Source organism: Brevundimonas sp. FV1ye29L (genome assembly GCF_058681095.1).
In genome coordinates this window covers 418,209-441,967 of the sequence record NZ_CM178730.1, presented here as the reverse complement: position 1 = coordinate 441,967, position 23,759 = coordinate 418,209, and the positions used below count along the sequence as shown (strand labels likewise).

The window sequence follows — 23,759 nt, the reverse complement described above, 5'->3', positions numbered from 1 at the left end:
CGCATCACCCCACCGCCGCCACGATCTTCTGGGCGGCGTCGTCGAGGTCGTCGGCGGCCTGGATGGTCAGGCCCGACTCGTTCAGGATTTTCTTGCCCAGCTCGGCATTGGTGCCTTCCAGACGCACGACCAGCGGCACCTTCAGGCCCACTTCCTTCACCGCCGCGACCACGCCCTCGGCGATGACATCGCACTTCATGATGCCGCCGAAGATGTTGACCAGGATGCCCTGGACGTTCGGGTCGGCGGTGATGATCTTGAAGGCCGCCGCGACCTTGTCCTTGCCGGCGCCGCCGCCGACGTCGCAGAAGTTGGCCGGCTCCTTGCCGTACAGCTTGATGATGTCCATCGTCGCCATGGCCAGGCCGGCGCCATTGACCATGCAGCCGATGTTGCCGTCCAGCGAGACATAGGCGAGGTCCCACTTGGAGGCCTCGATCTCCTTGGCGTCTTCCTCGGTCTCGTCGCGCAGTTCCTTTATGTCGTCGTGGCGGAACAGGGCGTTGCCGTCGAAGCTGACCTTGGCGTCCAGCACGCGCAGGCGGCCGTTCTTCATCACGATCAGCGGATTGACCTCCAGCATGGCCATGTCGGTCTCGACAAAGGCCTTGTACAGGATCGGGAACAGCGACTTGCCGTCCTCGGCCGCTTCGCCGGTCAGGCCGTAGGCGGCGTTGATGGCGGCGGCGTCGGCCTCGGTCACGCCCGCAGCCGGGTCGATGACGATGGTCTGGATCTTCTCTGGCGTGTCGTGGGCGACGGCCTCGATGTCCATGCCGCCCTCGGTGGAGACGACGAAGGCGATGCGGCCGTACTGGCGATCGACCAGCAGCGAGCAATACAGTTCACGGTCGATGTCGGCGCCGTCCTCGATATAGAGGCGGTTCACCTGTTTGCCGGCCTCGCCCGTCTGGGCGGTGACCAGGGTGTTGCCCAGCATTTCCTTGGCGTGGGCGACGGCCTCTTCGACCGAGAAGGCCAGGCGAACGCCGCCCTTGGCGTCAGCGGGCAGTTCCTTGAACTTGCCCTTGCCGCGTCCGCCGGCATGGATCTGGGACTTCACGACATACAGGGGGCCCGGCAGGGATTTGGCGGCGGCCTCGACCTGATCGACCGAGGTGACGGCGACGCCTTCGGCGACCGGTGCGCCGAAACCCTTGAGAACCTGTTTGGCCTGGTATTCGTGAATGTTCATGGACGCCGCCCCTGGGGAAGATTTGCCGCGCTTATAGGCGCGCGGCGTTCGCAGGTGCAACCGGGTCTTTGGTCGGTGCGACGTGTTTCCGGGCCCGGCCGGGGCGGCCGGGCCGGCCGGTATCGCGCCTCAGTCCACCCAGTCCCGCTTGAGCGTCCGTGAGGCCCCGATCAGCAGGAGCGCCGCCAGCAGATAGAAGCCCATCCCCGTATAGATGGCCCAGCGCAGGCTTTCGTCCCCGAACGTCGGCCTCAGCAGGTCCGCCATCCAGCCGAAATAGAAGAATCCGACGGCGATCCCCAGCAGGTTGTTGACCAGAAGGAACAGGGCCGAGGCGGTCGACCGCATCGGGGCCGGGACCAGATGCTGGATCGAGGCGGTGATCGGTCCCAGCCAGGCCAGGTTCAGCCCCGTGGGCACCAGGAAGATCAGGAAGGCCAGGGTCAGGGCCAGCGGCGAGTTCAGCACGGCCTGGCCGGGCACGAACAGGCCGATCAGCCAGGTCGAGTTCATGGCCAGGATGAAACAGGGCGCCGAGATCAGGAAGGCGATGGCCGGGACCAGCGGATAGGCCCCCTTGCCGCGCTTCGCCATCTTGTCGGCGATCATGCCGCCCAGCCAGATCCCGGCCAGACCCCCGATCAGGGCGATACCCGAGTAATACCAGCTGGTCTGGGCCAGGGTCAGTCCGAAGCTGCGCATGAAGAACAGCGGCAGCCAGCCCGCGACGCCGTAGCCGCAGACCGAGGACGAGGCGGCGCCCAGGGCCAGCAGCCAGAAGCTGGGTTTGGGGATCACCACCGAGGCGGTGGCCCGGGCGACATAGAGGGAGATGCCGATGACGAGGGCCAGCATGCCTCCGAAGACGAACAGCATGGTCTTGCCGGCCAGGGCCACGCCCATGGCGCCAAGGGCGGCGCCCGCCAGACAGACGGCGCCCAGACCCAGCATGATGAAGGCGGCGGCGCGGCCGGGGCCCTGGGCGGCGCGGTCGATCAGGGCCTGGGCCTCGGCGCTGACCGGCGCGGCCGGGGCGACGGCCGCCCGGACCGCATCGGTTCCGCCGCGTTTGGGATCGCGCACCGTCAGCCTCAGCAGGGGTGCGACCAGCAGGCCCAGCAGGCCGACGACGATAAAGGCCGTGCGCCAGCCCCAGGTCGCCGCCAGCAGGCCCCCGACCAGGGTGCCCGCCGCCATGCCCAGCGGAATCCCGAAGGCGAAGGCCGCCAGGGCCCGCGCCCGTTGATCGGGCGGGAAATAGTCGGCGATCAGCGAATAGGCCGGGGCGACCCCGCCCGCCTCGCCCACGCCCACGCCCATGCGGCAAAGGAACAGCTGGCCGAACGACCCCGCCATGCCGCACAGGGCAGTGAAGCCGGACCAGACCGCCAGGGCGCCGGTCATGATCCAGACCCGGCTGAACCGGTCCGCCAGCCAGGCCAGGGGAATGGCCAGGGTCGAATAGACCGAGGCGAAGGCGATGCCGCCCAGCAGGCCGAACTGGCTGTCCGACATGCCGAATTCTTCTTTCAGCGGCGCGGCCAGAATGCCGATGATCTGCCGGTCCAGAAAGTTCAGCATATAGATCAGGATCAGCACCGCCAGGACGTAGAAGCGGTAGCCGGGGCGCTCGGTGCGCGGGGCGGACTCTCCGGTAGGGGCCGGTTCGGCGGTCATGCGCATTCCCTCTTGCACGGCGCTGTCCGGCCGCTTTCAGGCGAGGCTATACGCCTCTAACCAATGCGAAAAGGGCGGCGTCCAAAGACGCCGCCCTTCGCGTTCAGGATCGCGGAGCGATCAACGACGCCAGGTCAGGCGCGCGGTGATCGTGCGCGGCGGGCCATAGAAGGCGTCGATCGAGTTGTTGAAGGTCGCCCCGGCGAAGTTGTAGCCGCCGACCTTGTAGCGCTCGTCGGTCAGATTCTTGCCGAACAGGCCCACTTCCCAGGTCCTGTCGGGCGAGGACCAGACGGCCGAGAGATCGACCAGTGTGTAGGCGCCCTGGTCCAGCACCGGATCGGGCGCGTCGAACAGGTGGTAGTCCGACCGGTAGGAGGCCGACGGCGTGACGCGCAACTCGCCGCCCGCGACGTCGCCGGTCCAGGTCAGGCCGAAGTAGCCGGACCATTCCGGAGAATTCTGCGGTTCGCGGGTGTTGGAGATATCCACCGGCGTGCCGGTCACCAGGGTGATGAACTGGTCAAACTCGTTCTTGAGGTATCCGAGGGACAGGTTGGCCGTCAGACTTTCGGTCAGATAGGCCGAACCCTCCAGCTCGAAGCCATAGATGGTCGAGGCGCCGGCGTTGTCGACGACCGAGGCGATGCCGACGGCGGGAGCCGTGGCGACCTGCTGTGTCGTGATCTGCTGGTCCTTGTAGTCCGAATAGAAGACCGCCGAGGCGAAGCTCATCCGCCGGTCGAAGGCCGACCCCTTCAGGCCCAGTTCATAGGTCGTGACCGTTTCCGGATCATAGCCATTGACCGTCTGCGGCACGAGGAAGGCGTCGCCGCGCATGTCCCAGCCGCCGGACTTGAAGCCCTCGCTGATGGACGCATAGCCGGTCAGCTCCTCGGTCAGATCGTAGGACAGGCTGACGCGCGGGGTGAACTTCTCGAAGGTCTCGGACGCCGTATAGTTGGTCCGGGTTTGCAGGATCGGCCGCGCCGTACCGCCCAGAATCGGCGACTTGGTCGCACCGAGGTAGAAGAAGCGCTGGACCTGGGCGTCCTTGTCATCGCGGGTGTAGCGACCGCCGATCGAGCCGTGCAGCCGGTCGGTGAAGTCGTAGCTCACATCGGCGAAGGCCGAGAACGACGTGGTGTCGACGGAGCCCGCGGCCGCAATGACGACGCCCAGGTTTCCGGCGATGGTGTCGAACGCGCCCGATGAGGTGCCGTCCAGGTAGAACAGGCCGGCCACGGCGGACAGGCGTTCGCCCGTGTACAGCAGCTGCAGTTCCTGGGTGAACTGGTCGTCCGAATAGACGGCAGGGACATCCAGCGTCGGCAGCGGCGTCTGGTCGAAATCGATGACGGTCGCCGTGTCGCCGGAGCGATAGGCCGTGATGGATTTCAGCGTGATGGTGTCCGACAGGGCGTATTCGCCGGTCAGGGACATGCCTTCGGTGACGACGTTCTGCTCACCGGTCAGGCCCGCCTGGGTGTCGTAGGGGTCCGCAGGCGGCGTGAAGCCGCCGGTCGTGGAGTTCACCTCGCGGTGGCCATGGCGGGGCGCCGAGTCGTCGTCGACACGGTCATAGGCCAGACGGAAGAACAGGCTGTCCGACGGCGTCCATTCGGCGCTGAACCGGTAGGCGGTGACGTCCTTGTTGTAGTGTTCCTGACCTGTGGTCAGGTTCTTGCCGAAGCCGTCGCGCGTATAGCGGGCCACCGCGCCGCCGACCGCGAAGGTCTCGGAGAGCGGCAGGGCCACGGACGCGAGGCCGTTGATTTCACGATACGAACCCAGATCGGCGCGCAGCATCGCCTCAGGCTCGTTGCCGATCCGCTTGGTCACATATTTGATCGCGCCGCCGATGGTGTTGCGGCCGTACAGCGTGCCCTGGGGTCCACGCAGGACCTCGATCCGGCTGATGTCGAAGACGTCCAGCACGGCGCCCTGGGGGCGGGCCACATAGACGTCGTCGATATAGAGGCCGACGCCAGGCTCGAAGCCCCAGAGCGGATCCTGCTGACCGACGCCGCGGATGAAGGAAATCAGGGTCGAGTTGGAGCCGCGTGCGATCTGGACCGTGGCGTTGGGCGTCTGCTGCTGCAGGGCGGTGATGTCGGTGGCGCCCGTCTGTTCCAGACGTTCGGCGCTCAGGGCCGAGACGGCGACCGGAACGTCCTTCAGCTGTTCGTCGCGACGGCGCGCGGTGACGACCACGTCGTCGACGGTCGCCGCCTGGTCAGGCGACATCTGGCCGTCCTGGGCCATGGCCCCGGTCGACACGGCGCTCCACGCCGCGCCGGCCAGCAGCGCGCTCTTGATGACTCGGTTCATTGGGTAGCCCCCGTTCCTGTTGTTTCCAGCGAGACGCTTTTATTCAGCGTTCAATGATTTTCCTGAAACTGACGTCGAAAGCGGCGTCTGTCAAACGGCCACGTCCCCGAATCGTCACACGGCGCGGGTCTGTGGCGCCGATGCACAGGTCGTTGCGCAAACCGTTCGCCCGTGACTAGCTTGCCGCATGACCAAGCCACACCCCGCACCGGCCGGACCCGGACCTGAACCGGTTGTCGCGCCGGCCCGTCGCGGCCGTCCGCCCAAGACCCGGCAAGGGGCGGCGCCCGACACGCGCGAGACTATTCTGGACGCCGCAGAAGACCTGTTCTCCAAACACGGCTTTTATGGCGTGACGATCCGCGAGGTGGCGCGCGAGGCCGGGGTGGATACCGCCCTGGTCCACTATTATTTCGGGGCCAAGCGCGGCCTGTTCGACGCGGTCTTCACCCGCCGGGCCGAGGTCTGGAACAATGAGCGCGTGGACGCCATCAACCGCTACGCCGCCCGTGAAGGCGCGGCCATGACGCTGGAGGGCCTGCTTGAGGCCTTCCTGCGCCCGCCGTTCGAATGGTCGGCGAAGGGCGGGCCGGGCTGGAAACACTATGCGGCCCTGGTGGCCCAGACCAACGCCAACCCCACCTTCGGCGGCGAGACCATGGCGCGCTACTTCGACCCGGCCATCCGTCGGCTGATCGATCTGATCGGTCAGGTCCTGCCCGGGGCCCGCGACGTCGACCTGTACTGGGGCTATCACAACCTGTCGGGGGCCCTGACCCTGACCTTGGGGGAGACCGGGCGACTGGACCGTCTGTCGGGCGGGCTGTGCCGATCCGGGGATCTGGAAAGCGCCTGCGACTATATGGTGCGTTTCGCCGCCGCCGGCTTCCGGTCCGTCTGCGGCCCGGCTGTCGACTGAGGGGCGGCCTCAGCCCCCGCGCAGGACGATTCTCTGGGTCACCCCGGATCCGCCGATCTCGAAGGCGGCGTCATCGAACCTCGGCAGGCCGAACCGGGCGCGGGCGGCGCGTGAATAGCCGAGCGGCTCGGTCGACCCGCCGAACCGGGTGCGGGTCGGCTTGCCGTCCCCGTCCACATCCTGCCAGGCGATGATCGCATAGCGGCCGGACGGCAGGTTCAGGACGAAGGCCCGGGTGACCGGCCCGTCCCGGTTCAGGGTGAGGCGCCGAACCGGGTTCTCGCCCTTCCGGAAGGTCTCCGCGTCCCGATAGATGGCCACGGACACCGGCGCATCCGGACGCGTCGATTCAATCTCGATCAGCAGCGAGGTCTGGGCGTTGCGGGGGGCGGCGGGTCGGGTGGTCGCCGAAGACACGGCGGCGGCGGCGGCCGGCGACAGGGTCGTGGCCAACGGCGGGCCCGCCGTTGCGGCTTCGCCGTCCGGGACGCTCGCGTCCGGGGCGGGCGCGGACACCGTGGCGGAGGCGGCCCCCGCCCGCGGCGTCGCAGGGATCGGAGGCCCCCCGGTCTGCTGGGCCATGACGGCGCCGGACCCCGACGCGCCGAGGATCAGGCCCAGACCCAGTCTCAGGGACAAAAGTCCGGCTCTTGCGGCAAGGACGGTCTTCATTCCGGTTCGGTTTCGTGGTCTCAGGACGACAGTGTCATAAACCATGACGACGAAGCGCCGCCGATTGCAATGCAGACGATGCCGATTCCCCCGGGGCGCGAGCCCCACCGCCCCACATCCGGCAGGTCGCTTCCGCGCCCGAGCCGCGGCGTCGTCATCGCCATCCTCGCCGGGGTGGTTCTGGCCCTGACCGGGGCCTTCGGCACAGGCGGCGCGCCCCTGTGGCTGAGGCTGGCGTACTGGACGCCGATGATGCTGGCGGGCGGCGTCTGGGCCCATATGAGCGGGCTGGCCCTGGACCGCGTCATCGCCCTCGACGAAAGGCCCTGGCTGGCTGTGGCCCTGCTGTCGCTGACCGCGACCGGGCCGATCGTGCTGATGGTCTGGGGCCTGACCGGCTGGATCCTGGGCGGCCGGCCGTATCCCCTCGCCGCCCTGCCCCTGTTCATCGGGCCTGTCCTGATCATCACGGCCACGCTGAGCGCCATCAATGTGTTCATCGCGCGAACCCATCCGGTCCAGACCCATGCCGCTGCGGGCGACGCCCCGCCCTCCCGCTTCCCCGACCGCCTGCCGATGAAGTTGAAGGGCGCCGCCATTCGCGCCGTCCAGGCCGAGGACCACTATCTGCGCGTCCATACCGACCGGGGCTCCGACCTGATCCTGATGCGGATGTCCGATGCCCTGGAGGAGCTGGAAGGACTGGAGGGCGCCCAGACCCACCGCAGCTGGTGGGTCGCCCGCAGGGCGGTGACCGATGTGGCGCGCGGCGACGGCCGGGCCACCCTCGCCGTCGAGGGCGGACTCAGCGTCCCCGTCAGCCGCCGCTATGCCCGGGCCCTGCGTGAGGCCGGCTGGTACTAGGGCCGATCCATGAAGGGTCTGCCTGTCCCGCCGGGCAAGGCAGACCCCTTGCCGCGATCACCCTTTCCACGACCCGTGAAACGCCGCCGGCAGGGCCACATCCGCCCGCCAGGTGGCCACCGGCCCGTCCTCGATCCGGGCCAGATCCAGCACGTGCAGCTCGGTCACCCCGGCCTTCAGATTGATCGACGGCCCGACCAGCCAGGCCTCGGCCTCGGCCGTGGCGCCGGCCCTGGGCACATAGATCATCTCGTCGACCACATGATCCATGCCGAAGGTGAAGCTGCGGGTGCGGCCGCTTTCCCAGTCGGTGACGGCGACGGCGTCGGCCAGCGGCCGGCCCTTCGTGTCCCCCGTGGTGTGGACGCTGTAGCGGCGCCGCTCGCCCGCCCGGCGCGCATCGCCCCGCGGGAACTCCGCCACCACTCCGGTCCGGTCGAGCCTTCCCTTGCCGTCGGGGGTCAGCACCACCAGAGCCAGCTCGGCCGGGTCGCCGCCCAGGGGCACGCCGTTCAGGATCTCGTGGGCGCCGGTGGCGGCGAACCTCATGTCCCTGTGGGCGCAGACGTCGAAGCGGATCGTGCCGTCCGCCTCTTCCCAGGCGTCGCCCAGATGGAAGAAGCCGAAGGTCGGCAGATCGAAAACCCGGCTCTTCGTCAGATCGGCCTTGTCGACGACCAGCACCTGGGTCCCGGCGTCCTGACGCCATTCGAACCCCGCCGAAAAGGGCATGACGTCACGCGTCTTGACCCAGGGCTGCAGCACGATGACCAGATGCCGGGCCGTGGCGGTGAAGTCATGGACATAGCTGGCGCGCGGCAGACGGATGACCTGGGCATCCTCCAGCGCCCCGGTCGGCGACAGCCGCCAGACGATGGCCTGGGCCCCGCCCATGCCCAGGTTCCAGATTCGCCCGTCCGGCTCGATGCGCGGATGGGCGAGGAAGGGCATGTTTTTCAGCTCGGGGCTGAGGGTGACCAGCCCCCGGGTCTCCAGCGTTGATCCATCCATCGCCATGGGCGAGCCGCCCTCCCACAGGGCCCAGACATCATCGCCCACCGGGATCACCGAGGTGTTGGCCGGGCTGGCGTCGTCGGCCGACTGGATTTCGGCGCGCGGGTCTGCGTTGGTGCCGAAGCCCGGCATGACCATGGCGCCCAGTTGCGTCTCCTGACGGCGTTTGGCGGTGTCGGCGAAGCGGGCGGCGAGGCTGGCCCGACCGTCCTCGATGTGGAAGCGGCGGATCAGGCCGTCGCCGTCGAACCAGTGCTGGGCCGAGCCGCCCGGACGCCGGAACTTCGCCGGACCGTTGCGATAGAGGCTGCCGGACAGCCCCGCCGGCGCCCGGCCATGCACCAGCGTCAGGGCGCGCGGTGCAACGTCGGCCTCGACATCCGCTGTGGCCAGCGCCCAGCCGGTGGCGGCGTTCAGGGCGCGGGCGGCGAAGGCGATGTCAGGGGTGGCGATGACGGACCCGGCGGAGACGGCGAGGGCTCCGCCCAGAAAGGTGCGGCGTGAGGCGTGCATGGCGTGAAGCTCCGGAACGTGCAGCGGATCGGATCAGCGAATGGCGATGGTCTGGGCGACCGCGCCGGAGGCGGCGAACCGCGCCCGCTCCCAGGACGCCGGGCCCATATTGCCGCGCGCATTGTTGGAGAAGGCGAAGGGCTCGGTCGGCATGCCAAACGGATTGGTGTTCATCCGGCCGTTTCCGTCGACATCGTGGAAGGCCTTCACGGCATAGTCGCCGGCGGGCAGGTCGGCGAAGACCGCCTCAAGCTGGCCGGCGGCCACATCGACCTGCACCGCCCTGACCGGCGCGCCGCCGTCATAGGCGGCAGCCGAGTCATAGAGGGCCACCATCACCTTGCCGGTCGGGGCGCCGGTCTCGAAGGCGAAGCGCAGGGTCGTGGAGGCGGGGGCGGTCTGGGCGGCGGCGGCCGTGGTCGACAGGACAATGACGGCGGCGGCGGCGAAGAGGGCGGTGCGCATGGCGGGCTTCCTTGACGAGGGAGACCCGACGACCGGGCTCCGATGCCAGGACCCTGATCCGCGCCCTGCCCCGCCGCCACCGCATCTACGGCGACGACCGCGCGTCTTTCGCCAATGACCGCGCCTGTTCACTCGCGATGCGTGGATGAACAGGCGCAGGAAGTCCTGTCCATACACCGTCACCCTCGGGCTTGACCCGACGGACGGACGTGAAGATCGCAATGCGTGGATGTTGCCGGGCGGCGTCCAGGCCATGCCTGGCGCGAACCCCTGTCCCCGGCCCTCGGGTCAAGCCCGAGGGCGGCGGCGGAGAGAGGACGCCTGAAATTCTGCGAACGCCGATGTCGGCGCTGGAATCAAGGCGCCCAGGCCGTGAGCGACCGCGTCGCGAACGTAGGGCGTCGCGTCAGCGACCCAGGGCTCAGTGCGCCTCTGGCGGCCGCGCGGCGGGATCGAGGTATTCACTCTCGGCATGGGCGTGGGCCGAAAGGACAAAACGGCGGTCGCAATAGCCGCATTCGACGAAGTCGTCCTCGCCCATATCCATATAGACCAGCGGATGGCCCAGGACGCCGCCGCCGTCGCAGGCCACGCGCTTGGTCGAGACGACAATCTCTTCCGGCGGGGGAACGGAGGCGGCAATCGGGGTCGAGGACATGGATCGGTCCGGAAGGGAGGGGATAGGACGCCGCATCCCTAAACCAATTCCCGTCGCGACTGTATCGCCGCCTTCCGATTTTTCATCGACGCCGTCAGCCCTCGATGGCGCGGTTGCGGCGGAACAGGCGATCGAACATCGCCTTGCGGCCCTTGAACAGGCTCCAGCCCAGGCAGCCGGCCGCGACCCACAGGCCGATTTCTCCCGCCACGGCGGCCGGCGCCCCGAACATCAGGGCCTGCTTCAGCGTCAGATGATCCAGTTTGGAGGCGACGATAAGGGCGGCGAAGGCGCCATAGCCCAGGAGGCAGACAGCGAAGGCCGTCCAGCCGATGAGGCGCGCGCGGGTCATACAGGGTTCTCCGTAAAGGGTGCTCGTCACTATGGAAAGCACGCTAGACATAGATCACCACCATGTCAAGCGTCATTGACCAAATGGAAAGCGCGCATGTCTGAACCGACATCACCGCGCCCTTGGCTCTGCGACCGGCGATGCCTAACTAGGCGCAATCCTCCCTTCGAAAGCCGCCCATGAGCTCGACTGACGCCCTGCCCGCCAACGCCATCGAGGTCCGGGGGCTGGCCAAGACCTATGCGGGCACAAAGAAGGCTCCGCCGAAGACCGCCCTGAACGGCGTCGATCTGGTCGTGCCGCGCGGCTCCATGTTCGGCCTTCTCGGGCCGAACGGCGCCGGCAAGTCGACCCTGATCAATATTCTGGCGGGGGTGGTGAACAAGACCGGCGGGACCGCCGCCATCTGGGGGCGCGACATCGACGCCGATCCGCGCGGCGCCCGGGCGGCCCTGGGCGTCGTGCCCCAGGAAATCGTCGCCGACGTCTTCTTCAGTCCGCGCGAGTCCCTGGAGGTCCAGGCCGGCTTCTACGGCGTGCCGGCAAACGAGCGTCGCTCCGATGAGCTGCTGGCTGCGCTCGGCCTGTCCGACAAGGCCAATGCCTATGTCCGCGCCCTGTCAGGCGGCATGAAGCGCCGACTGATGGTGGCCAAGGCCCTGGTCCACAATCCGCCGGTCCTGATCCTCGACGAGCCGACCGCCGGGGTCGATGTCGAACTGCGCCGCCAGCTGTGGGACTACGTCCGAAAGATCAATGCCGAGGGCGTGACCATCCTCCTGACCACCCACTATCTGGAGGAGGCCCAGGAGCTGTGCGACACCATCGCCATCATGAACCGGGGCGAGGTGGTGGCCTGTGAGCCGACGCCGCAACTGCTGCGCCGGCTGGACACCCGCAATGTGGTGGTCACCCCCGAGGGCGTACTGGACAATCTGCCGGTGCTGGAGGGTTTCGAGGCTGCGGCCCGACCCAACGGCGCCTTTGTCGTCACCTATCGCAAGGGCCAGTCATCGGTCGAACATGTTCTGGCCGCCGTGCGCGCCGCGGGCGTGACCATCGCCGACATCACGACCGAGGATCCGGATCTGGAGGACGTCTTCCTGGCCCTGACCTATGGCGATCCCGACGCAGCGGATCCGGTCCGGGACTAGGGCGACACCGGTTGAGTCGGACGCAGTCCGACCCGGCCCGGACGTCGCTCCCGCATCCGGCCCCGGGAGCCAACCGCACTACAGTACGGTGACCGACCCCAGCAGAAGCACCGCCCCGCCCTTGCCCAGCGTCCGCGCCGTCGCGCGCTGAAGCTGGCGGTGCAGGGCCTCCACGTCCGGCGCCCGGCCCGGCGGCAGGCCCGACGCCATGCGCTGCACCACCTCGTTATAGGCAGAGCGCAGGCGCGGCGTGTCGGCGGCGGCCCGGGCGCGCAGGGTCTCGTCCTGGACATCAATCCCGGTCTCGACCGTCATGACGCCGCGCCGGCCGTCCGGACGGATCACGGTCGCCGTCACCGTGGGAAAGCGAATGTAGCTGTTCTGCGGGACGGCGCTCTTGCCGCCCGAGGATGAGGCTTCAGCAGAGCCGGCCGCAGCGGCGGCGGCCAGGGCGGCCCCGGCGGCGGGAACGAGGGCGAAGAGAGCGCGACGGTTCATGCCGACACCCTGACACAGGTCGCTTAAGGCCCGGTTACGCCGTTCTCACACGCCCGGGGTCAGGCCGGGCCGATATCGGGAACGGTCTGGACGCGGCACGGAACGGCCGGTCTCGCGTCGTGGGTCGGGCTCGACGCCATCGCCCTCAGGTCCAGCAGGGCGAACAGTCGGGCGTCCTCATCCTGTTCCGGGTTGGGCGTGGTCAGCAGCTTGCCGCCGACGAAGATGGAGTTGGCGCCGGCGAGGAAGCACAGGGCCTGCATCTCCGGGCTCATGGTCTCGCGTCCGGCCGACAGGCGGACCATGGCGCGGGGGCAGACGAGGCGGGCGACCGCGACGGTGCGGACGAACTCGATCGGGTCGATCTCGCCGGTCTTGAGAACGCGCTCGCCCAGCGGCGTGCCGGTGACGGGGACGAGGGCGTTGACCGGCAGGCTGTCGGGATGGACCGGCAGGGTGGCCAGCGCATGCAGCAGGCCGGCGCGATCCCGACGGCTCTCGCCCATGCCGACGATGCCGCCGCAGCAGGTCGACATGCCGGCGTCGCGGACGTGCTCCAGCGTGTCGAGGCGGTCCTGGTACGTCCGGGTCGTGACCACCTCGGCATAGTACTCCGGGCCGGTGTCGAGGTTGTGGTTGTAGTAGTCGAGGCCGGCGGCCTTGAGCTGCCTCGCCTGGTCGGCGGTGAGCATGCCGAGCGTGGCGCAGGTCTCCAGACCCAGGGCCTTCACCCCCGAGATCATGGCGGCGAGTTTGGGCGTGTCGCGATCCTTCAGCTCACGCCAGGCGGCGCCCATGCAGAAACGCGAGGCGCCCCCGGCTTTCGCGGCCATGGCCTCGGCGAGGACGGCCGTCGTATCCATCAGCTTTTCGGCCTTCAGGCCGGTATCGAAGCTGGCCGATTGTGAGCAGTAGCCGCAGTTCTCGGCGCAGCCGCCGGTCTTGATCGACAGCAGTTGGGACTTCTGCACCTCCGACGGATCGAACCAGCGGCGGTGAACGGTCGCGGCCTCGAACACCAGTTCCATGAAGGGTCGGGCGAACAGGCTCTCGACCTCGTCCAGCGTCCAGTCGTGACGGGGAATGCTGAGGTCGCGGGGGCGGGTGCGGATCGGGGATGCGTCGTCGGCCATGCGATTTTCTACTCGCGGGTAGGGCGGTCGTCCAGAGGCGACGAGGTCGCCCTGTCCGGCCTCTCCCGCGTGCGAAAAGGACTGTCTGACGGGCTCAACCCGGCGGGTTCACGCCTCCCGATCATTGATTTTCAAGACCTTTTACAAATCTCGCAGCCTTGATCCCGCCTCGGCAGGCGGCGGGCCTATGATGGCGTGTCCCGTCGCAGGGAGGCTCGCTCGGCCGGCGAACCGAAGCGGCGGCGGGAACGGAGGGAGTGGGCGCGACCCGAAAGGGGACGCGAAGTCGAGCCGGGTGCAAGGCCGGACGGCTCAGGGGCGGGGAGGAGTACCCGTCCGGTCCAGCAGGGGGTCGTCGGTCCCCGCTGCCCATGGCGCGCAGACGGGCCACACGTGAACAGCGTGTCCCAGGGCCTCGGCGCAGTCGAAAACCGTCCGTGCGGAGCGACGTGCGTGTGCCGAAACAGTCAATTCTTACGGTCTCCGGGCATGCGCCTGGCGCTCCGCCCATGCCTCCCGACCGCCTCAGCGATCCGTCGCGTGAGGGGCCCTGGCCTGCCTGTCGTCGATTGGACCGGAGCACACATATAAAGACATCCTTATATGTTTATTGCCCGTTAAGCCGTCACCCGGTATACTGATTGTCAAATCACCCCGATCAGGAGCCTCCCTTGGCCGACTATATCGTCCGCGACATTTCGCTTGCCCCCTTCGGCAACAAGGAAATCGCCATCGCCGAAACTGAAATGCCGGGGCTGATGGCCCTGCGCGAGGAGTTCGGCGCGCAACAGATCCTCAAGGGCGCCCGCATCGCCGGCAGCCTGCACATGACCATCCAGACCGCCGTCCTGATTCAGACGCTGGAAGCCCTGGGCGCTGACGTCCGCTGGGCCTCGTGCAACATCTTCTCGACCCAGGACCACGCCGCGGCCGCCATCGCCGCCAACGGCACCCCGGTGTTCGCCACCAAAGGCGAGACCCTGGAAGAGTACTGGGACTACGCCCACAAGATCTTCGAATGGGCCGACGGCGGCTATCCGAACCTGATCCTCGACGACGGCGGCGACGCCACCCTGCTGTGCGTGCTGGGGCCGAAGGCCGAAAAAGACCTGTCCCTGCTGGCCAACCCGCAGAACGAGGAAGAGGAAGCCCTCTACAAGGTCATGAAGCGCTACATCGCCGAGAAGCCCGGCTTCTATTCGGCCATCCGCGACGCCATCGGCGGCGTGTCGGAAGAAACCACCACCGGCGTCCACCGCCTGTACGAGATGGCGAAAAAGGGCGACCTGCCCTTCCCCGCCATCAACGTCAACGACAGCGTCACCAAGTCCAAGTTCGACAACCTGTACGGCTGCCGTGAGAGCCTCGTCGACGCCATCCGCCGCGGCACCGACGTCATGCTGTCGGGCAAGGTCGCCGTGGTCTGCGGCTATGGCGACGTGGGCAAGGGCTCGGCCGCCTCGCTGCGCCAGGGCGGCGCCCGGGTGAAGGTCACCGAAGTCGATCCGATCTGCGCCCTGCAGGCGGCGATGGAAGGCTATGAGGTCGTCACCGTCGAGGACGTGGCCGGCGAGGCCGACATCTTCGTCACCGCCACCGGCAACAAGGACGTCCTGACCGTCGACCACATGCGGGCGATGAAGAACAACGCCATCGTCTGCAACATCGGTCACTTCGACTCGGAGATCCAGGTCGCCGGGCTGAAGAACTTCAAGTGGGACGAGATCAAGCCGCAGGTCCACCACGTCGAGTTTCCGGACGGCAAGAAGATCATCCTGCTGTCGGAAGGCCGTCTGGTGAACCTGGGCAATGCCACGGGCCACCCGTCGTTCGTGATGAGCGCCAGCTTCACCAACCAGACCCTGGCCCAGATCGAACTCTGGACCAACGCCAAATCCTACGAGAACCAGGTCTACACCCTGCCCAAGCATCTCGACGAAAAGGTCGCCATGCTGCACCTGGCCAAGCTGGGGGCGAAGCTGACGACCCTGTCGAAAGAACAGGCCGACTATATCTCGGTCCCGACCGAAGGCCCGTTCAAGCCGGACCACTACCGCTACTGATCGTCGGGATCCGCCGCGACGAGAAAGGCCCCGGAGCGATCCGGGGCCTTTTGTCACTGGCGCTGGCCCATGGCCGGCTCAGGCGGCCAGGGAGACCCGGTCGACCACGGGTTCGGGCGCAGGGTCGTCGCGACCGGCCAGGCCCGCCTCGAAGTCCATCAGAACGTCCATCAGCTCCTCGGCCGTCGTCAGGGGCGCATTGGGCCCGAAGCGGAAGCCCCAGTAGCTGACGATGTGCTGCAGGACGCCCAGTTCCTCGCCGAGGGTTCGGAACGTCGCCGGCGCTTCCAGCAGGAAGTCCCGGAAGGCGTTGGGATTGGCCCGCTCCGTCAGCGCGGAATAGGCCTCATCATAGATTTTCAGCTTGGTCGAAACCGAGCGGCAGGCCGCAAGGATGCGTCGACGCAGAGACTCGCGGCTGTGGGCCAGATAGTCTCGCACGTTCGGGGTGATCGGCCCGTAGGGCTTCACCTTGGTGACGGCGTCAGCGACCCTGAGGGCGTCCGGAAGGATTTCGCCCAGACACCACTTGTAGTAGAGGAAGCCTTTCCAGCAGAACACGCCTTCGTGGTACTGCTCGGGCGCCAGATTCAGCGTGATCCCGAGGGCCTCCATCCGGTCGCCGGGGTCGTTGGACAGGATCTTGGAGGCGAATTTCTGCGCCGATCCCGACGCCGCCACCCCGCCGCCCACCGTCAGATTGACCAGTGGACCGATCTCGCGCTCCACGAACAACATCATCTTGTTCAGGTCGCTCTCGCTGATGCCGAAGTAGCAGGGCGCCGGATCGTGACCATGACGGCGCAGTTGCTCGCGCAACAGGAACGGATCCAGAGACGGCAGTTCGTCGATCAGTCGCATCAATTCCATGTCGGGATGGTCCGGTCCGATCCCGAACGCCCCCTTCAGCATCCGCTCAAAGGTGATCTCGTTGACAAAGAAATAGCGCCCCCCCGCCTTCAGGTCGGTGATGTCGATCGGCAGGACGATCTTGGTCGCGATGTGGCGGCGGCCGCGGAACAGATCCAGTTCGTCGCGACGGATGCGATGCTTGATCACCAGCGACTGGTTCAGGGCCCGCGTCAGGAACAGCGGACGGGTGATCCAGTCTTCCGACAGCACGTGCTCGCGCGAAACGCGCAGAAGGTTGAGCAGCCGCGCCGTGGAGGCCGACTTTTCAAGGTGATTCAGGTTTCGAAAGGAGCGATCAGTCACGGCTTGACCATGAAGGCCAATGATGAGGATTCCCCTTGCTGACAGGGTGAACGAATCGTAGCTGCAGGGCATGACCTCCCCCGACCTTCGCATCGTGGCCTGGCGCGACGACCTGGCGCGGGATTTCCACGATATCAACGCCGAATGGATCCGGACGATGTTCGTCCTGGAACCCACCGACCGTGAGGTTCTGGAAAATCCGCGCCACCGCATCATTGAGCCCGGTGGCGACATCCTGTTCGTCGAGGCCCCCGGCCTGGGCGTGATCGGCGCCTGCGCCTTGCAGAAGACCGGGGAGGGCCGGTTCGAACTGACCAAGATGGGCGTTCGCGAGGCGGCGCGCGGCCGCAAGGCGGGCGAGTTCCTGCTGCGCGCCATGATCCGCCGTGCTTCCGAGATGGGGGCCGACACCCTCTACCTCCTGACCAACGCTCGCTGCGTCGAAGCTATCCACCTCTATGAGAAGGTCGGTTTCGTCCACGATGCCGGGATCATGCAGGACCACGGCGGTCGCTATGGACGTTGTGACGTAGCCATGCGCTATTCGGGCGCGCCGATGGCGCTTTCCCACCCGCACGCCGGGGACTAGAAGACTGTCATGGACATGTTCTTCAACATCATGATCCCGGTGGCCGTAGGGGCGGTGGCTATCGCCCTGGGGTTCGGAATCTACTCCCTGTATCGCGGCGGCGACTATGCCCGGTCGAACTCCAACAAGCTGATGCGGCTTCGTGTGGCCCTGCAGGCGGCGGCGATCATCCTGCTTCTGGCGGGCCTGTGGTGGAAGTCGACCCATGCCGGCTAGGGCGAGGCCAGAGAGCGGCTGCCCCTGCGGCCGGGCCTGACGCCGTATGGTGGTCCTGAATCGCATCTATACCCGCACGGGGGACGACGGCTCCACCGGACTGGCCACAGGTCAGCGGGTGCCCAAGTCTGATGCCCGGGTCGAGGCCTATGGGGCGGTGGATGAGCTGAACGCCGTGATCGGCCTGGCCAGACTGTATTCCGGCCAGAATGACCGCATCGACGCCATGCTGGCCCGCATCCAGAACGAATTGTTCGACCTGGGCGCCGATCTGGCCACCCCGCTGGAGCCGGCGCCGGCCTGGGAAGCCCTGCGCATCGTCGCCTCCCAGATCGAACGGCTGGAAGCCGAGATCGACTGGATGAACGAGAGCCTGAAACCGCTGGACAGTTTCATCCTTCCCGGCGGCTCGCCCCTGTCCGTCCATCTGCATATGGCCCGCACCGTCGCGCGCCGCGCCGAGCGCGAGGCCATTCGTCTGGTCGAGAGCGGAGAGGCGGTCACGCCCGAGGCCCTGCGCTATCTCAACCGGCTGTCGGACCATCTGTTCGTCGCCGCCCGGCGGGCCAACGCCAACGGGGCTGGAGACGTCAAATGGAAGCCGGGGGCCACCCGTTGAAATCGTCGCCGGATTTGTCCGCCTTCGCCTTGATCCCCCGGGAGCTTTCCGCTATAGCCGCGCGCTCTTGAGATTTCCGCCCGCAGACGCTGTCTGTCGCGGCACGCACCCGTAAGGTTTATCGATGGCCAACAATGCCGGCGCCCGCAAGGCGATCCGTAAGATCGCCGCCCGCACCGAAGTCAACAAGGCGCGCCGTACGCGCGTCCGCACCTTCCTGCGCAAGTTTCAGGAAGCCGTGACAGCGGGTGACGCCGGCGTCGCCAGGAACGCCTTCGTCGAGGCGCAGTCCGAGCTGATGCGGGCTGTCTCCAAGGGTGTGGTTCACAAGAACACCGGCTCGCGCAAGGTCAGCCGTCTGGCGGCCCAGCTGAAGAAGATGTCGGCCGCCTGATCCAGGGCGTCCGACATGGACCGTCGCGGTCCTGTCACATTAAAATTGAGCGATTTCAACGGCGAGTGAGCACAAGCTCTCTCGCCGTTTCGCCGTGTGCGGATAAGTCTTTATGCGACCTGCGACCGGGAATGAGCATCGCTTTTCGGAGGAAATCGGCATTTCCTCAAGCGTGATCCAGCTTTAGCTGAGTCAACCAATTTAACTTCGAATCGGCGCACGAATCAGCGTTGACCCATCCCGCCCCGAGCGTAAGTTTTGGCCTCTAACGCACTTCCATCCCCACACGGATGAAGACGGCGGGCGGAGAGTTTTTTCGCGCGCCGGCGGGAGACGTCTGATCAAACGGCCTGTCCAGGCCCCGCAGAAGCCATGCTTCGCGGGCGGGGCGAAGCTGTCTTCCGATCTGACGCCGACCGCAGGGATGAAGGTGCGTCTCTTGGGTCTGGTTGATGAGGTTTTGGCGGGCATGAACGGGGGCATTGCGATAGCGGGCATGACCGATCCGGACCGGATCTGGACCGAGGCGGCGGGACGACTGCGAGCAGAGATTGGCGAGGGGCCGTTCAGCTCCTATATCGCCCCGTCCGCCGTGCGGACCGACGGGTCGGGCCGGCTGATCCTGGTGACCCCGACCGCCTATGCCCGCGACTGGGTGCGCAAGAACGCCCTGAACCGCATGAATGAGCTGTGGCTGGGCCTGGACGGGCTGTCGCGTCGCCTGGAGGTCCGTTGCCGGGCCGAGCTGGGCTCGGCGCCCACGTCCGCCTCACTGGCCGCAGCCGCAGCATCCGCCCCGGCCCTGACACCAGTTTCGCCGATGGGCGTCGCGCCGGTCGCCACGGTGGGCCCCGTCGCTGACGGCGCCCGGGCCGTGCGCGCCGCCGGCCTGCAGGAGCGGCTGACCTTCGACAGTTTCGTCGAGGGCCAGGGCAACGCCTTCGCCCTGGCCATCGCCCGCCAGACCGCCGCCTGGGCTGACGGCCATTTCAACCCGATCTTCTTCTGCGGCCCCTATGGCTACGGCAAGACCCACCTGCTCAACGCCATCGCCTGGGAAGCCCAGCGCCTGAAGCCCGACGCCAGGGTAGTCTATCTGACCGCCGAACGCTTCCTGTCGACCTTCGTGCGCGCCATGCAGGACCGGTCGACCGCCGCCTTCAAGGAAAGCCTGCGCTCCGCCGACATGCTGCTGCTGGACGACGTCCAGTTCGTCGGCGGCAAGGCCTCCACCCAGGAGGAGTTGCTCTCCACCCTCACCGCCCTGATCGAGGACGGGAAGCGGATTGTCCTGTCGGCTGATCGCGCCCCCACCGCCCTGTCGGAAGTCGAGCCCCGGTTGCGCAGCCATCTGGCCGCCGGCCTGACCTGCCCGGTCGAGCCCGCCGACCGGGCGCTCAAGATCGCCGTGGCCGAAAATCGCCTGTCGGCCTTTGCCCGGATGGGCGTCGTCACGGGACAGGCCCCGCGCGAGGTGCTGGAGCATCTGGTCGACCGCACGCCCGGCTCGATGCGAGAGCTGGAGGGCGCCATCAACACCCTGGCGGCCGCGGCCGGTCCGCGTCTGGCCTCCCTTGGGGTGGACGAGGCGCAGGGCCTGCTCGGCTCGGCCCTGCGCGGCGGGCCCGAACGCAGGATCACCGTCGACGAGATTCAGAAGACGGTCGCCGAACATTTCAACATGAAACAGGCGGACCTGCTCAGCGAACGTCGCACCCGCGCTATCGCCCGGCCGCGCCAGATCGCCATGTATCTGTGCAAACAGCATACGACCCGGTCGTATCCGGACATCGGCCGTCGCTTCGGCGGGCGTGACCACACCACGGTCCTGCACGGGGTCCGCAAGATCGAGGAACTGATGCCCGCCGACGACCAGATCGCCCGGGATGTCGAGACCCTGACCCGCAAGCTGCGGGGCTGACGCCGGGACGTGGCGAGCGGCGCCCCCCGGCCCTGGGTGCTCTCGCCACTAACCGCGCGGCCCTTCCTTGCCCCGCGCGCCCAATACGCTAGTGTCCAGGGCTGTTTATCGCGACGCCCGATTCATCGTCGCGCTCCGGGCGATATGACCACATGCAACTGACCATCGAACGATCCGCCCTCCTCAAGGCCTTGGGCCACGTCCAGAGCGTGGTGGAGCGTCGGAACACCATTCCGATCCTGTCCAACGTCCTGCTCTCGGCCGGCCGCGACCGGCTGGCGTTCGCCGCCACCGATCTGGACATGGAGATGGTCGACGAGGCCGACGCCACGGTCCAGGTCGAGGGCCAGATCACGGCCCCTGCCCACACCCTGTACGAGATCGTCCGAAAGCTGCCCGACGGCGCCGAGGTGGCCCTGACCTACAACGGCGACGATCCCCGCCTGACGGTTCAGGCCGGCCGTTCGAAATTCAACCTGCCGGTCCTGCCGGCGGGCGACTTCCCGGTCATGTCTGCCGACACCTCGGGTGTGCGGTTCAGCCTGATGAAAGAAGACCTGGCCCGGCTGATCGACAAGACCCGGTTCGCCGTCTCGACCGAGGAAACCCGTTACTATCTGAACGGCCTGTACCTGCACACGGTAGCCGAGAACGGCGTGCCCCTGCTGCGCGCCGTGGCGACCGACGGCCACCGTCTGGCCCTGGCCGAGACCCCGGCGCCCGAGGGCGCAGCGGGCGGCCCCGGCGTCATCGTGCCGCGCAAGACGATTGACCAGGTCCGCCGCCTGCTCGACGACGGCTCCGGCCCTGTCGAGATCCAGGTCAGCCCGCAGAAGATCCGCTTCGAGTTCGGCCAGGCCAGCCTGACCTCCAAGGTCATCGACGGCGCCTTCCCCGACTATATGCGCGTCATACCCAAGGGGAACGACAAACAGGCCGACATCGACAAGGCCGTCTTCGCCTCGGCCGTCGACCGCGTCGCCACCATCTCGGCCGAGAAGAGCCGGTCGGTGAAACTGGCGTTCGAGCTGGACCGCGTCACCCTGACGGTGCGCAATATGGAGGCCGGACAGGGGGTCGAGGAGGTCGAGATCGGCTATTCCGACGAACCGTTCGAGATCGGCTTCAACGCCCGCTATCTGCTGGACGTCGCCGGCCAGATCACCGGCGAGAACGCCGCCTTCCGCTTCGCCGACCCGGCCAGCCCGACACTGGTCCTCGATCCGGGCGATCCGGGCGTGCAATATGTGCTGATGCCGTTGAGGGTATAGGTTTGGTGGCGAGTGGTTAGTGGCGAGTGGCGAGCTTTTTTGCCCCTCCTGCTGACTGGACCGGCGCGCGATGGTTCAGCTTTTGGCTGACGTCCCCCTTGTGCTCGCCACTCGCCACTAACCACTCGCCACTCCCTTGATCACCTCCCTCGCGCTCACCGACTTCCGCTCCTACGCGGCCGCGACCCTGTCCGTGGGGCCGGGGGCAACGGTGCTGCATGGGCCGAACGGGGCGGGGAAGACCAATCTGCTGGAGGCGCTCAGCCTGTTCACCCCGGGCAAGGGGCTGCGGGGGGCGACGGCGGCGGAGATGGGGCGGCGTGAGCCGGGCGAGGCGGCGGGGCGGCCCTGGGCGGTGACCCTGACGCTTGATGGCGGGGACGATGACGCCATTCGCCTCGGCACCGGCGTCCAGCCTGGTTCCAGCCGCCGCATCGTCCGCATCGACGGCGAGACGGCCCAGCCGGGGCGGTTGCTGGAGTATCTGCGGCCCGTCTGGGCCACGCCTGAACAGGACCGGCTGTTCTCCGACGCCCGGGCCGAGCGGCTGAAATTCTTCGACCGGCTGGTCTTCGCCGCCCGCCCGGCCCATGCGGCGACGGTCGCGACCTATGAGAAGGCACTGCGCGAGCGGTTGCGGCTGCTGCTCGACGGGGCGGAAGGCCGCGAGGCCGATCCCCTTTGGCTGGACGCCCTCGAAATCCGGCTGGGCGAGGCGGGGGCCCGGGCGGCCATGGCCCGCGCCTCGGCCCTCATCGACCTTCAGTCCGGCATCGACGCCCGCGACGACCGCCCCTTCCCCCAGGCCGATCTGGGACTGGATGGCCCCGCCGAACGGATGGCCGCAGGGGGCGCGGACGAAGACGCCATCGCCGCCGCGATCCGCACCGGCCTCGCCGCCTCACGCACCCGCGACGCCGCCGCCGGCCGGTCCCTGTATGGCCCGCACCGCACCGACCTGACCGCCCTGCACCGCCAGAAGAACCGCCCCGCCGCCGAGGGCTCATCGGGCGAACAGAAGGCGCTGGTGCTGAATCTGATCCTCGCCCAGATCACGCGCCTTAAGGCCGGCGCCGACGGCGATGCGGCCCCGCCGGTCCTGCTGCTCGACGAGGCCCCCGCCCACCTCGACGCGGCCCGCCGCGCCGCCCTGTTCGACGAGATCGAGGCTCTCTGCTTGCAGGCCTTCCTGACCGGCACCGAACGCGCCCTGTTCGACGGCCTGACCGGCCGGGCCGCCTTCGTCCGGGTCGAGGGCGGCGGTCTGCTGATTGAGTAGGTTTCAGTCCTCGGCGAGGACGATGACCCGGTCCTCGGGCAGATAGTCCAACGCCTCGGCCTTGTTCGGATTGACCACGACCCCGCCCATGTTGCGGTTGTCGTCGCCGTCTCCGTCACGCTTCCTGCGATAGCCGATGGCCGTCTCGCCGCGCAGTCGGGCCGCCTCGGACAGGATGTCGAAAATCGAGGGCGACCAGTTCAGGATGACCGTGTGGTCGGTCTCCAGCACCCGCGACCGGCCCTTGCGGAGGCCGTCCAGCGCGGAATCCAGTCCGGCTGAAATGATCGAGATCAGGGCCGAAAACACCAGAATGCCCATCAGGGTGACGAACAGGGTCAGCAGGCGGAACGTCCAGCCCGTGTCTCCGCCCATCGTCCTGGCGTCCATGGTCCGCATCAGCGATTGCCAGGCCGCCTCGACGAAGTTGAAGCCTCCGTCGGGACCGATACGGCTGAAGGCGAGAACGGCGGCGGCGAAGACAATGACGCACAGGGTCACGAGGGCCAGCCAGCCGACAAGGGCAATCGGGCCGGCCGCCATCGACTTGTCGAACCCGTAACGCAGCCGCTCGCCCAGACCGACATCGCCCAGTTGCGGGCCTTTCAGCGTGGTCGGCTTCGACGCTGCGGCGCCCCGGACGACACGCGCCGCATTTGCACGAGTAAGCGAACCCATGCTCTTTCGATATTCCCCGCCGCACCCTTACGGCCAAGCTCGGACTAAGGCCTTTTCCTGAACAAGGTC

The 23,759-nt window shown here is 67.6% G+C and carries 23 protein-coding genes; 11 read left to right on the top strand and 12 right to left on the bottom strand.

Annotated features, from left to right (window positions below):
- Nucleotides 1-4 precede the first annotated feature (4 nt).
- From sucC to ACW17W_RS02180, 3 genes are all read right to left on the bottom strand, one after another.
- On the bottom strand, nucleotides 5-1,195 hold the full coding sequence (gene sucC, locus ACW17W_RS02190) for an ADP-forming succinate--CoA ligase subunit beta (RefSeq protein WP_492078924.1): 1,191 nt from the start codon (nucleotides 1,193-1,195) through the stop codon (nucleotides 5-7).
- Nucleotides 1,196-1,324: 129 nt separating this feature from the next.
- Entirely contained in the window at nucleotides 1,325-2,878 is a 1,554-nt protein-coding gene (locus ACW17W_RS02185; RefSeq protein ID WP_492078922.1) for a spinster family MFS transporter, read from the bottom strand.
- 114 nt (nucleotides 2,879-2,992) lie between these two features.
- Nucleotides 2,993-5,203 (bottom strand): TonB-dependent receptor, encoded by a 2,211-nt coding sequence (locus ACW17W_RS02180; RefSeq protein WP_492078920.1) that lies wholly within the window; start codon nucleotides 5,201-5,203, stop codon nucleotides 2,993-2,995.
- A 187-nt stretch (nucleotides 5,204-5,390) separates the two neighbouring features.
- Here ACW17W_RS02180 and ACW17W_RS02175 point away from each other — a divergent pair, with 187 nt between their 5' ends.
- A complete protein-coding gene (locus ACW17W_RS02175; protein WP_492078917.1) occupies nucleotides 5,391-6,122 on the top strand; it encodes a TetR/AcrR family transcriptional regulator in 732 nt (243 codons plus the stop codon).
- A 9-nt stretch (nucleotides 6,123-6,131) separates the two neighbouring features.
- On the opposite strand, the gene ACW17W_RS02170 is transcribed toward ACW17W_RS02175, so the two are convergent.
- Entirely contained in the window at nucleotides 6,132-6,794 is a 663-nt protein-coding gene (locus tag ACW17W_RS02170) for a DUF2141 domain-containing protein (RefSeq protein WP_492078916.1), read from the bottom strand.
- 78 nt (nucleotides 6,795-6,872) lie between these two features.
- On the opposite strand from ACW17W_RS02170, the gene ACW17W_RS02165 reads away from it, so the two are divergent.
- The gene (locus tag ACW17W_RS02165) at nucleotides 6,873-7,658 is read left to right on the top strand and encodes a LytTR family DNA-binding domain-containing protein (RefSeq protein WP_492078914.1); all 786 of its coding nucleotides are present in this window, start codon (nucleotides 6,873-6,875) and stop codon (nucleotides 7,656-7,658) included.
- A gap of 57 nt (nucleotides 7,659-7,715) precedes the next feature.
- Here the strand turns inward: ACW17W_RS02165 and ACW17W_RS02160 are convergent, their stop codons facing one another.
- The 4 genes from ACW17W_RS02160 to ACW17W_RS02145 all read right to left on the bottom strand — a co-directional run bounded on the left by ACW17W_RS02160 (nucleotide 7,716) and on the right by ACW17W_RS02145 (nucleotide 10,660).
- Entirely contained in the window at nucleotides 7,716-9,185 is a 1,470-nt protein-coding gene (locus ACW17W_RS02160; protein WP_492078912.1) for a carotenoid oxygenase family protein, read from the bottom strand.
- 33 nt (nucleotides 9,186-9,218) lie between these two features.
- Complete coding sequence (locus ACW17W_RS02155; protein ID WP_492078910.1) at nucleotides 9,219-9,650, bottom strand: DUF2141 domain-containing protein; 432 nt, start codon at nucleotides 9,648-9,650, stop codon at nucleotides 9,219-9,221.
- A 421-nt stretch (nucleotides 9,651-10,071) separates the two neighbouring features.
- On the bottom strand, nucleotides 10,072-10,308 hold the full coding sequence (locus ACW17W_RS02150; RefSeq protein WP_492078909.1) for a zinc-finger domain-containing protein: 237 nt from the start codon (nucleotides 10,306-10,308) through the stop codon (nucleotides 10,072-10,074).
- A 94-nt stretch (nucleotides 10,309-10,402) separates the two neighbouring features.
- Nucleotides 10,403-10,660: a hypothetical protein gene (locus ACW17W_RS02145; protein WP_492078907.1), complete on the bottom strand. Its 258-nt coding sequence runs from the start codon at nucleotides 10,658-10,660 to the stop codon at nucleotides 10,403-10,405.
- 179 nt (nucleotides 10,661-10,839) lie between these two features.
- Here ACW17W_RS02145 and ACW17W_RS02140 point away from each other — a divergent pair, with 179 nt between their 5' ends.
- Nucleotides 10,840-11,814 carry an ABC transporter ATP-binding protein gene (locus ACW17W_RS02140; RefSeq protein WP_492078905.1) on the top strand — a complete coding sequence of 325 codons (975 nt, stop codon included), beginning with the start codon at nucleotides 10,840-10,842 and terminating at the stop codon, nucleotides 11,812-11,814.
- A gap of 78 nt (nucleotides 11,815-11,892) precedes the next feature.
- Here ACW17W_RS02140 and ACW17W_RS02135 read toward each other — a convergent pair whose 3' ends face one another.
- Nucleotides 11,893-12,312 (bottom strand): Tat pathway signal protein, encoded by a 420-nt coding sequence (locus ACW17W_RS02135; protein ID WP_492078903.1) that lies wholly within the window; start codon nucleotides 12,310-12,312, stop codon nucleotides 11,893-11,895.
- A gap of 59 nt (nucleotides 12,313-12,371) precedes the next feature.
- Entirely contained in the window at nucleotides 12,372-13,445 is a 1,074-nt protein-coding gene (gene bioB, locus ACW17W_RS02130) for a biotin synthase BioB (protein ID WP_492078901.1), read from the bottom strand.
- 671 nt (nucleotides 13,446-14,116) lie between these two features.
- Between bioB and ahcY the strand changes: the two genes are divergently transcribed.
- The gene (ahcY, locus tag ACW17W_RS02125; RefSeq protein WP_492078899.1) at nucleotides 14,117-15,508 is read left to right on the top strand and encodes an adenosylhomocysteinase; all 1,392 of its coding nucleotides are present in this window, start codon (nucleotides 14,117-14,119) and stop codon (nucleotides 15,506-15,508) included.
- 78 nt (nucleotides 15,509-15,586) lie between these two features.
- Here the strand turns inward: ahcY and ACW17W_RS02120 are convergent, their stop codons facing one another.
- Nucleotides 15,587-16,723: a hypothetical protein gene (locus ACW17W_RS02120; RefSeq protein WP_492078898.1), complete on the bottom strand. Its 1,137-nt coding sequence runs from the start codon at nucleotides 16,721-16,723 to the stop codon at nucleotides 15,587-15,589.
- A 70-nt stretch (nucleotides 16,724-16,793) separates the two neighbouring features.
- Between ACW17W_RS02120 and ACW17W_RS02115 the strand changes: the two genes are divergently transcribed.
- From ACW17W_RS02115 to recF, 7 genes are all read left to right on the top strand, one after another.
- Nucleotides 16,794-17,312, top strand: coding sequence for a GNAT family N-acetyltransferase (locus ACW17W_RS02115; RefSeq protein WP_492078896.1), 519 nt, complete (start codon nucleotides 16,794-16,796; stop codon nucleotides 17,310-17,312).
- Nucleotides 17,313-17,321: 9 nt separating this feature from the next.
- The gene (locus ACW17W_RS02110) at nucleotides 17,322-17,528 is read left to right on the top strand and encodes a twin transmembrane helix small protein (protein WP_492078894.1); all 207 of its coding nucleotides are present in this window, start codon (nucleotides 17,322-17,324) and stop codon (nucleotides 17,526-17,528) included.
- A 46-nt stretch (nucleotides 17,529-17,574) separates the two neighbouring features.
- On the top strand, nucleotides 17,575-18,147 hold the full coding sequence (locus ACW17W_RS02105) for a cob(I)yrinic acid a,c-diamide adenosyltransferase (protein WP_492078892.1): 573 nt from the start codon (nucleotides 17,575-17,577) through the stop codon (nucleotides 18,145-18,147).
- A 124-nt stretch (nucleotides 18,148-18,271) separates the two neighbouring features.
- Complete coding sequence (gene rpsT / locus ACW17W_RS02100) at nucleotides 18,272-18,541, top strand: 30S ribosomal protein S20 (protein ID WP_492078890.1); 270 nt, start codon at nucleotides 18,272-18,274, stop codon at nucleotides 18,539-18,541.
- 496 nt (nucleotides 18,542-19,037) lie between these two features.
- Nucleotides 19,038-20,462 (top strand): chromosomal replication initiator protein DnaA, encoded by a 1,425-nt coding sequence (gene dnaA / locus ACW17W_RS02095; RefSeq protein WP_492078888.1) that lies wholly within the window; start codon nucleotides 19,038-19,040, stop codon nucleotides 20,460-20,462.
- Nucleotides 20,463-20,614: 152 nt separating this feature from the next.
- Nucleotides 20,615-21,733, top strand: coding sequence for a DNA polymerase III subunit beta (gene dnaN / locus ACW17W_RS02090; protein ID WP_492078886.1), 1,119 nt, complete (start codon nucleotides 20,615-20,617; stop codon nucleotides 21,731-21,733).
- Nucleotides 21,734-21,869: 136 nt separating this feature from the next.
- A complete protein-coding gene (gene recF / locus ACW17W_RS02085) occupies nucleotides 21,870-23,012 on the top strand; it encodes a DNA replication/repair protein RecF (protein WP_492078884.1) in 1,143 nt (380 codons plus the stop codon).
- 3 nt (nucleotides 23,013-23,015) lie between these two features.
- Here the strand turns inward: recF and ACW17W_RS02080 are convergent, their stop codons facing one another.
- Nucleotides 23,016-23,690: a hypothetical protein gene (locus ACW17W_RS02080; protein ID WP_492078882.1), complete on the bottom strand. Its 675-nt coding sequence runs from the start codon at nucleotides 23,688-23,690 to the stop codon at nucleotides 23,016-23,018.
- Between the last annotated feature and the right edge of the window lie 69 nt (nucleotides 23,691-23,759).

Bases quoted from the DNA above. Each gene is read 5' to 3' on its own strand.
- sucC (WP_492078924.1), bottom strand. From the start codon at position 1,195: ATGAACATTCACGAATACCAGGCCAAACAGGTTCTCAAGGGTTTCGGC.
- ACW17W_RS02185 (WP_492078922.1), bottom strand. From the start codon at position 2,878: ATGCGCATGACCGCCGAACCGGCCCCTACCGGAGAGTCCGCCCCGCGC.
- ACW17W_RS02180 (WP_492078920.1), bottom strand. From the start codon at position 5,203: ATGAACCGAGTCATCAAGAGCGCGCTGCTGGCCGGCGCGGCGTGGAGC.
- ACW17W_RS02175 (WP_492078917.1), top strand. From the start codon at position 5,391: ATGACCAAGCCACACCCCGCACCGGCCGGACCCGGACCTGAACCGGTT.
- ACW17W_RS02170 (WP_492078916.1), bottom strand. From the start codon at position 6,794: ATGAAGACCGTCCTTGCCGCAAGAGCCGGACTTTTGTCCCTGAGACTG.
- ACW17W_RS02165 (WP_492078914.1), top strand. From the start codon at position 6,873: ATGCCGATTCCCCCGGGGCGCGAGCCCCACCGCCCCACATCCGGCAGG.
- ACW17W_RS02160 (WP_492078912.1), bottom strand. From the start codon at position 9,185: ATGCACGCCTCACGCCGCACCTTTCTGGGCGGAGCCCTCGCCGTCTCC.
- ACW17W_RS02155 (WP_492078910.1), bottom strand. From the start codon at position 9,650: ATGCGCACCGCCCTCTTCGCCGCCGCCGCCGTCATTGTCCTGTCGACC.
- ACW17W_RS02150 (WP_492078909.1), bottom strand. From the start codon at position 10,308: ATGTCCTCGACCCCGATTGCCGCCTCCGTTCCCCCGCCGGAAGAGATT.
- ACW17W_RS02145 (WP_492078907.1), bottom strand. From the start codon at position 10,660: ATGACCCGCGCGCGCCTCATCGGCTGGACGGCCTTCGCTGTCTGCCTC.
- ACW17W_RS02140 (WP_492078905.1), top strand. From the start codon at position 10,840: ATGAGCTCGACTGACGCCCTGCCCGCCAACGCCATCGAGGTCCGGGGG.
- ACW17W_RS02135 (WP_492078903.1), bottom strand. From the start codon at position 12,312: ATGAACCGTCGCGCTCTCTTCGCCCTCGTTCCCGCCGCCGGGGCCGCC.
- bioB (WP_492078901.1), bottom strand. From the start codon at position 13,445: ATGGCCGACGACGCATCCCCGATCCGCACCCGCCCCCGCGACCTCAGC.
- ACW17W_RS02115 (WP_492078896.1), top strand. From the start codon at position 16,794: ATGACCTCCCCCGACCTTCGCATCGTGGCCTGGCGCGACGACCTGGCG.
- ACW17W_RS02110 (WP_492078894.1), top strand. From the start codon at position 17,322: ATGGACATGTTCTTCAACATCATGATCCCGGTGGCCGTAGGGGCGGTG.
- ACW17W_RS02105 (WP_492078892.1), top strand. From the start codon at position 17,575: ATGGTGGTCCTGAATCGCATCTATACCCGCACGGGGGACGACGGCTCC.
- rpsT (WP_492078890.1), top strand. From the start codon at position 18,272: ATGGCCAACAATGCCGGCGCCCGCAAGGCGATCCGTAAGATCGCCGCC.
- dnaA (WP_492078888.1), top strand. From the start codon at position 19,038: ATGACCGATCCGGACCGGATCTGGACCGAGGCGGCGGGACGACTGCGA.
- dnaN (WP_492078886.1), top strand. From the start codon at position 20,615: ATGCAACTGACCATCGAACGATCCGCCCTCCTCAAGGCCTTGGGCCAC.
- ACW17W_RS02080 (WP_492078882.1), bottom strand. From the start codon at position 23,690: ATGGGTTCGCTTACTCGTGCAAATGCGGCGCGTGTCGTCCGGGGCGCC.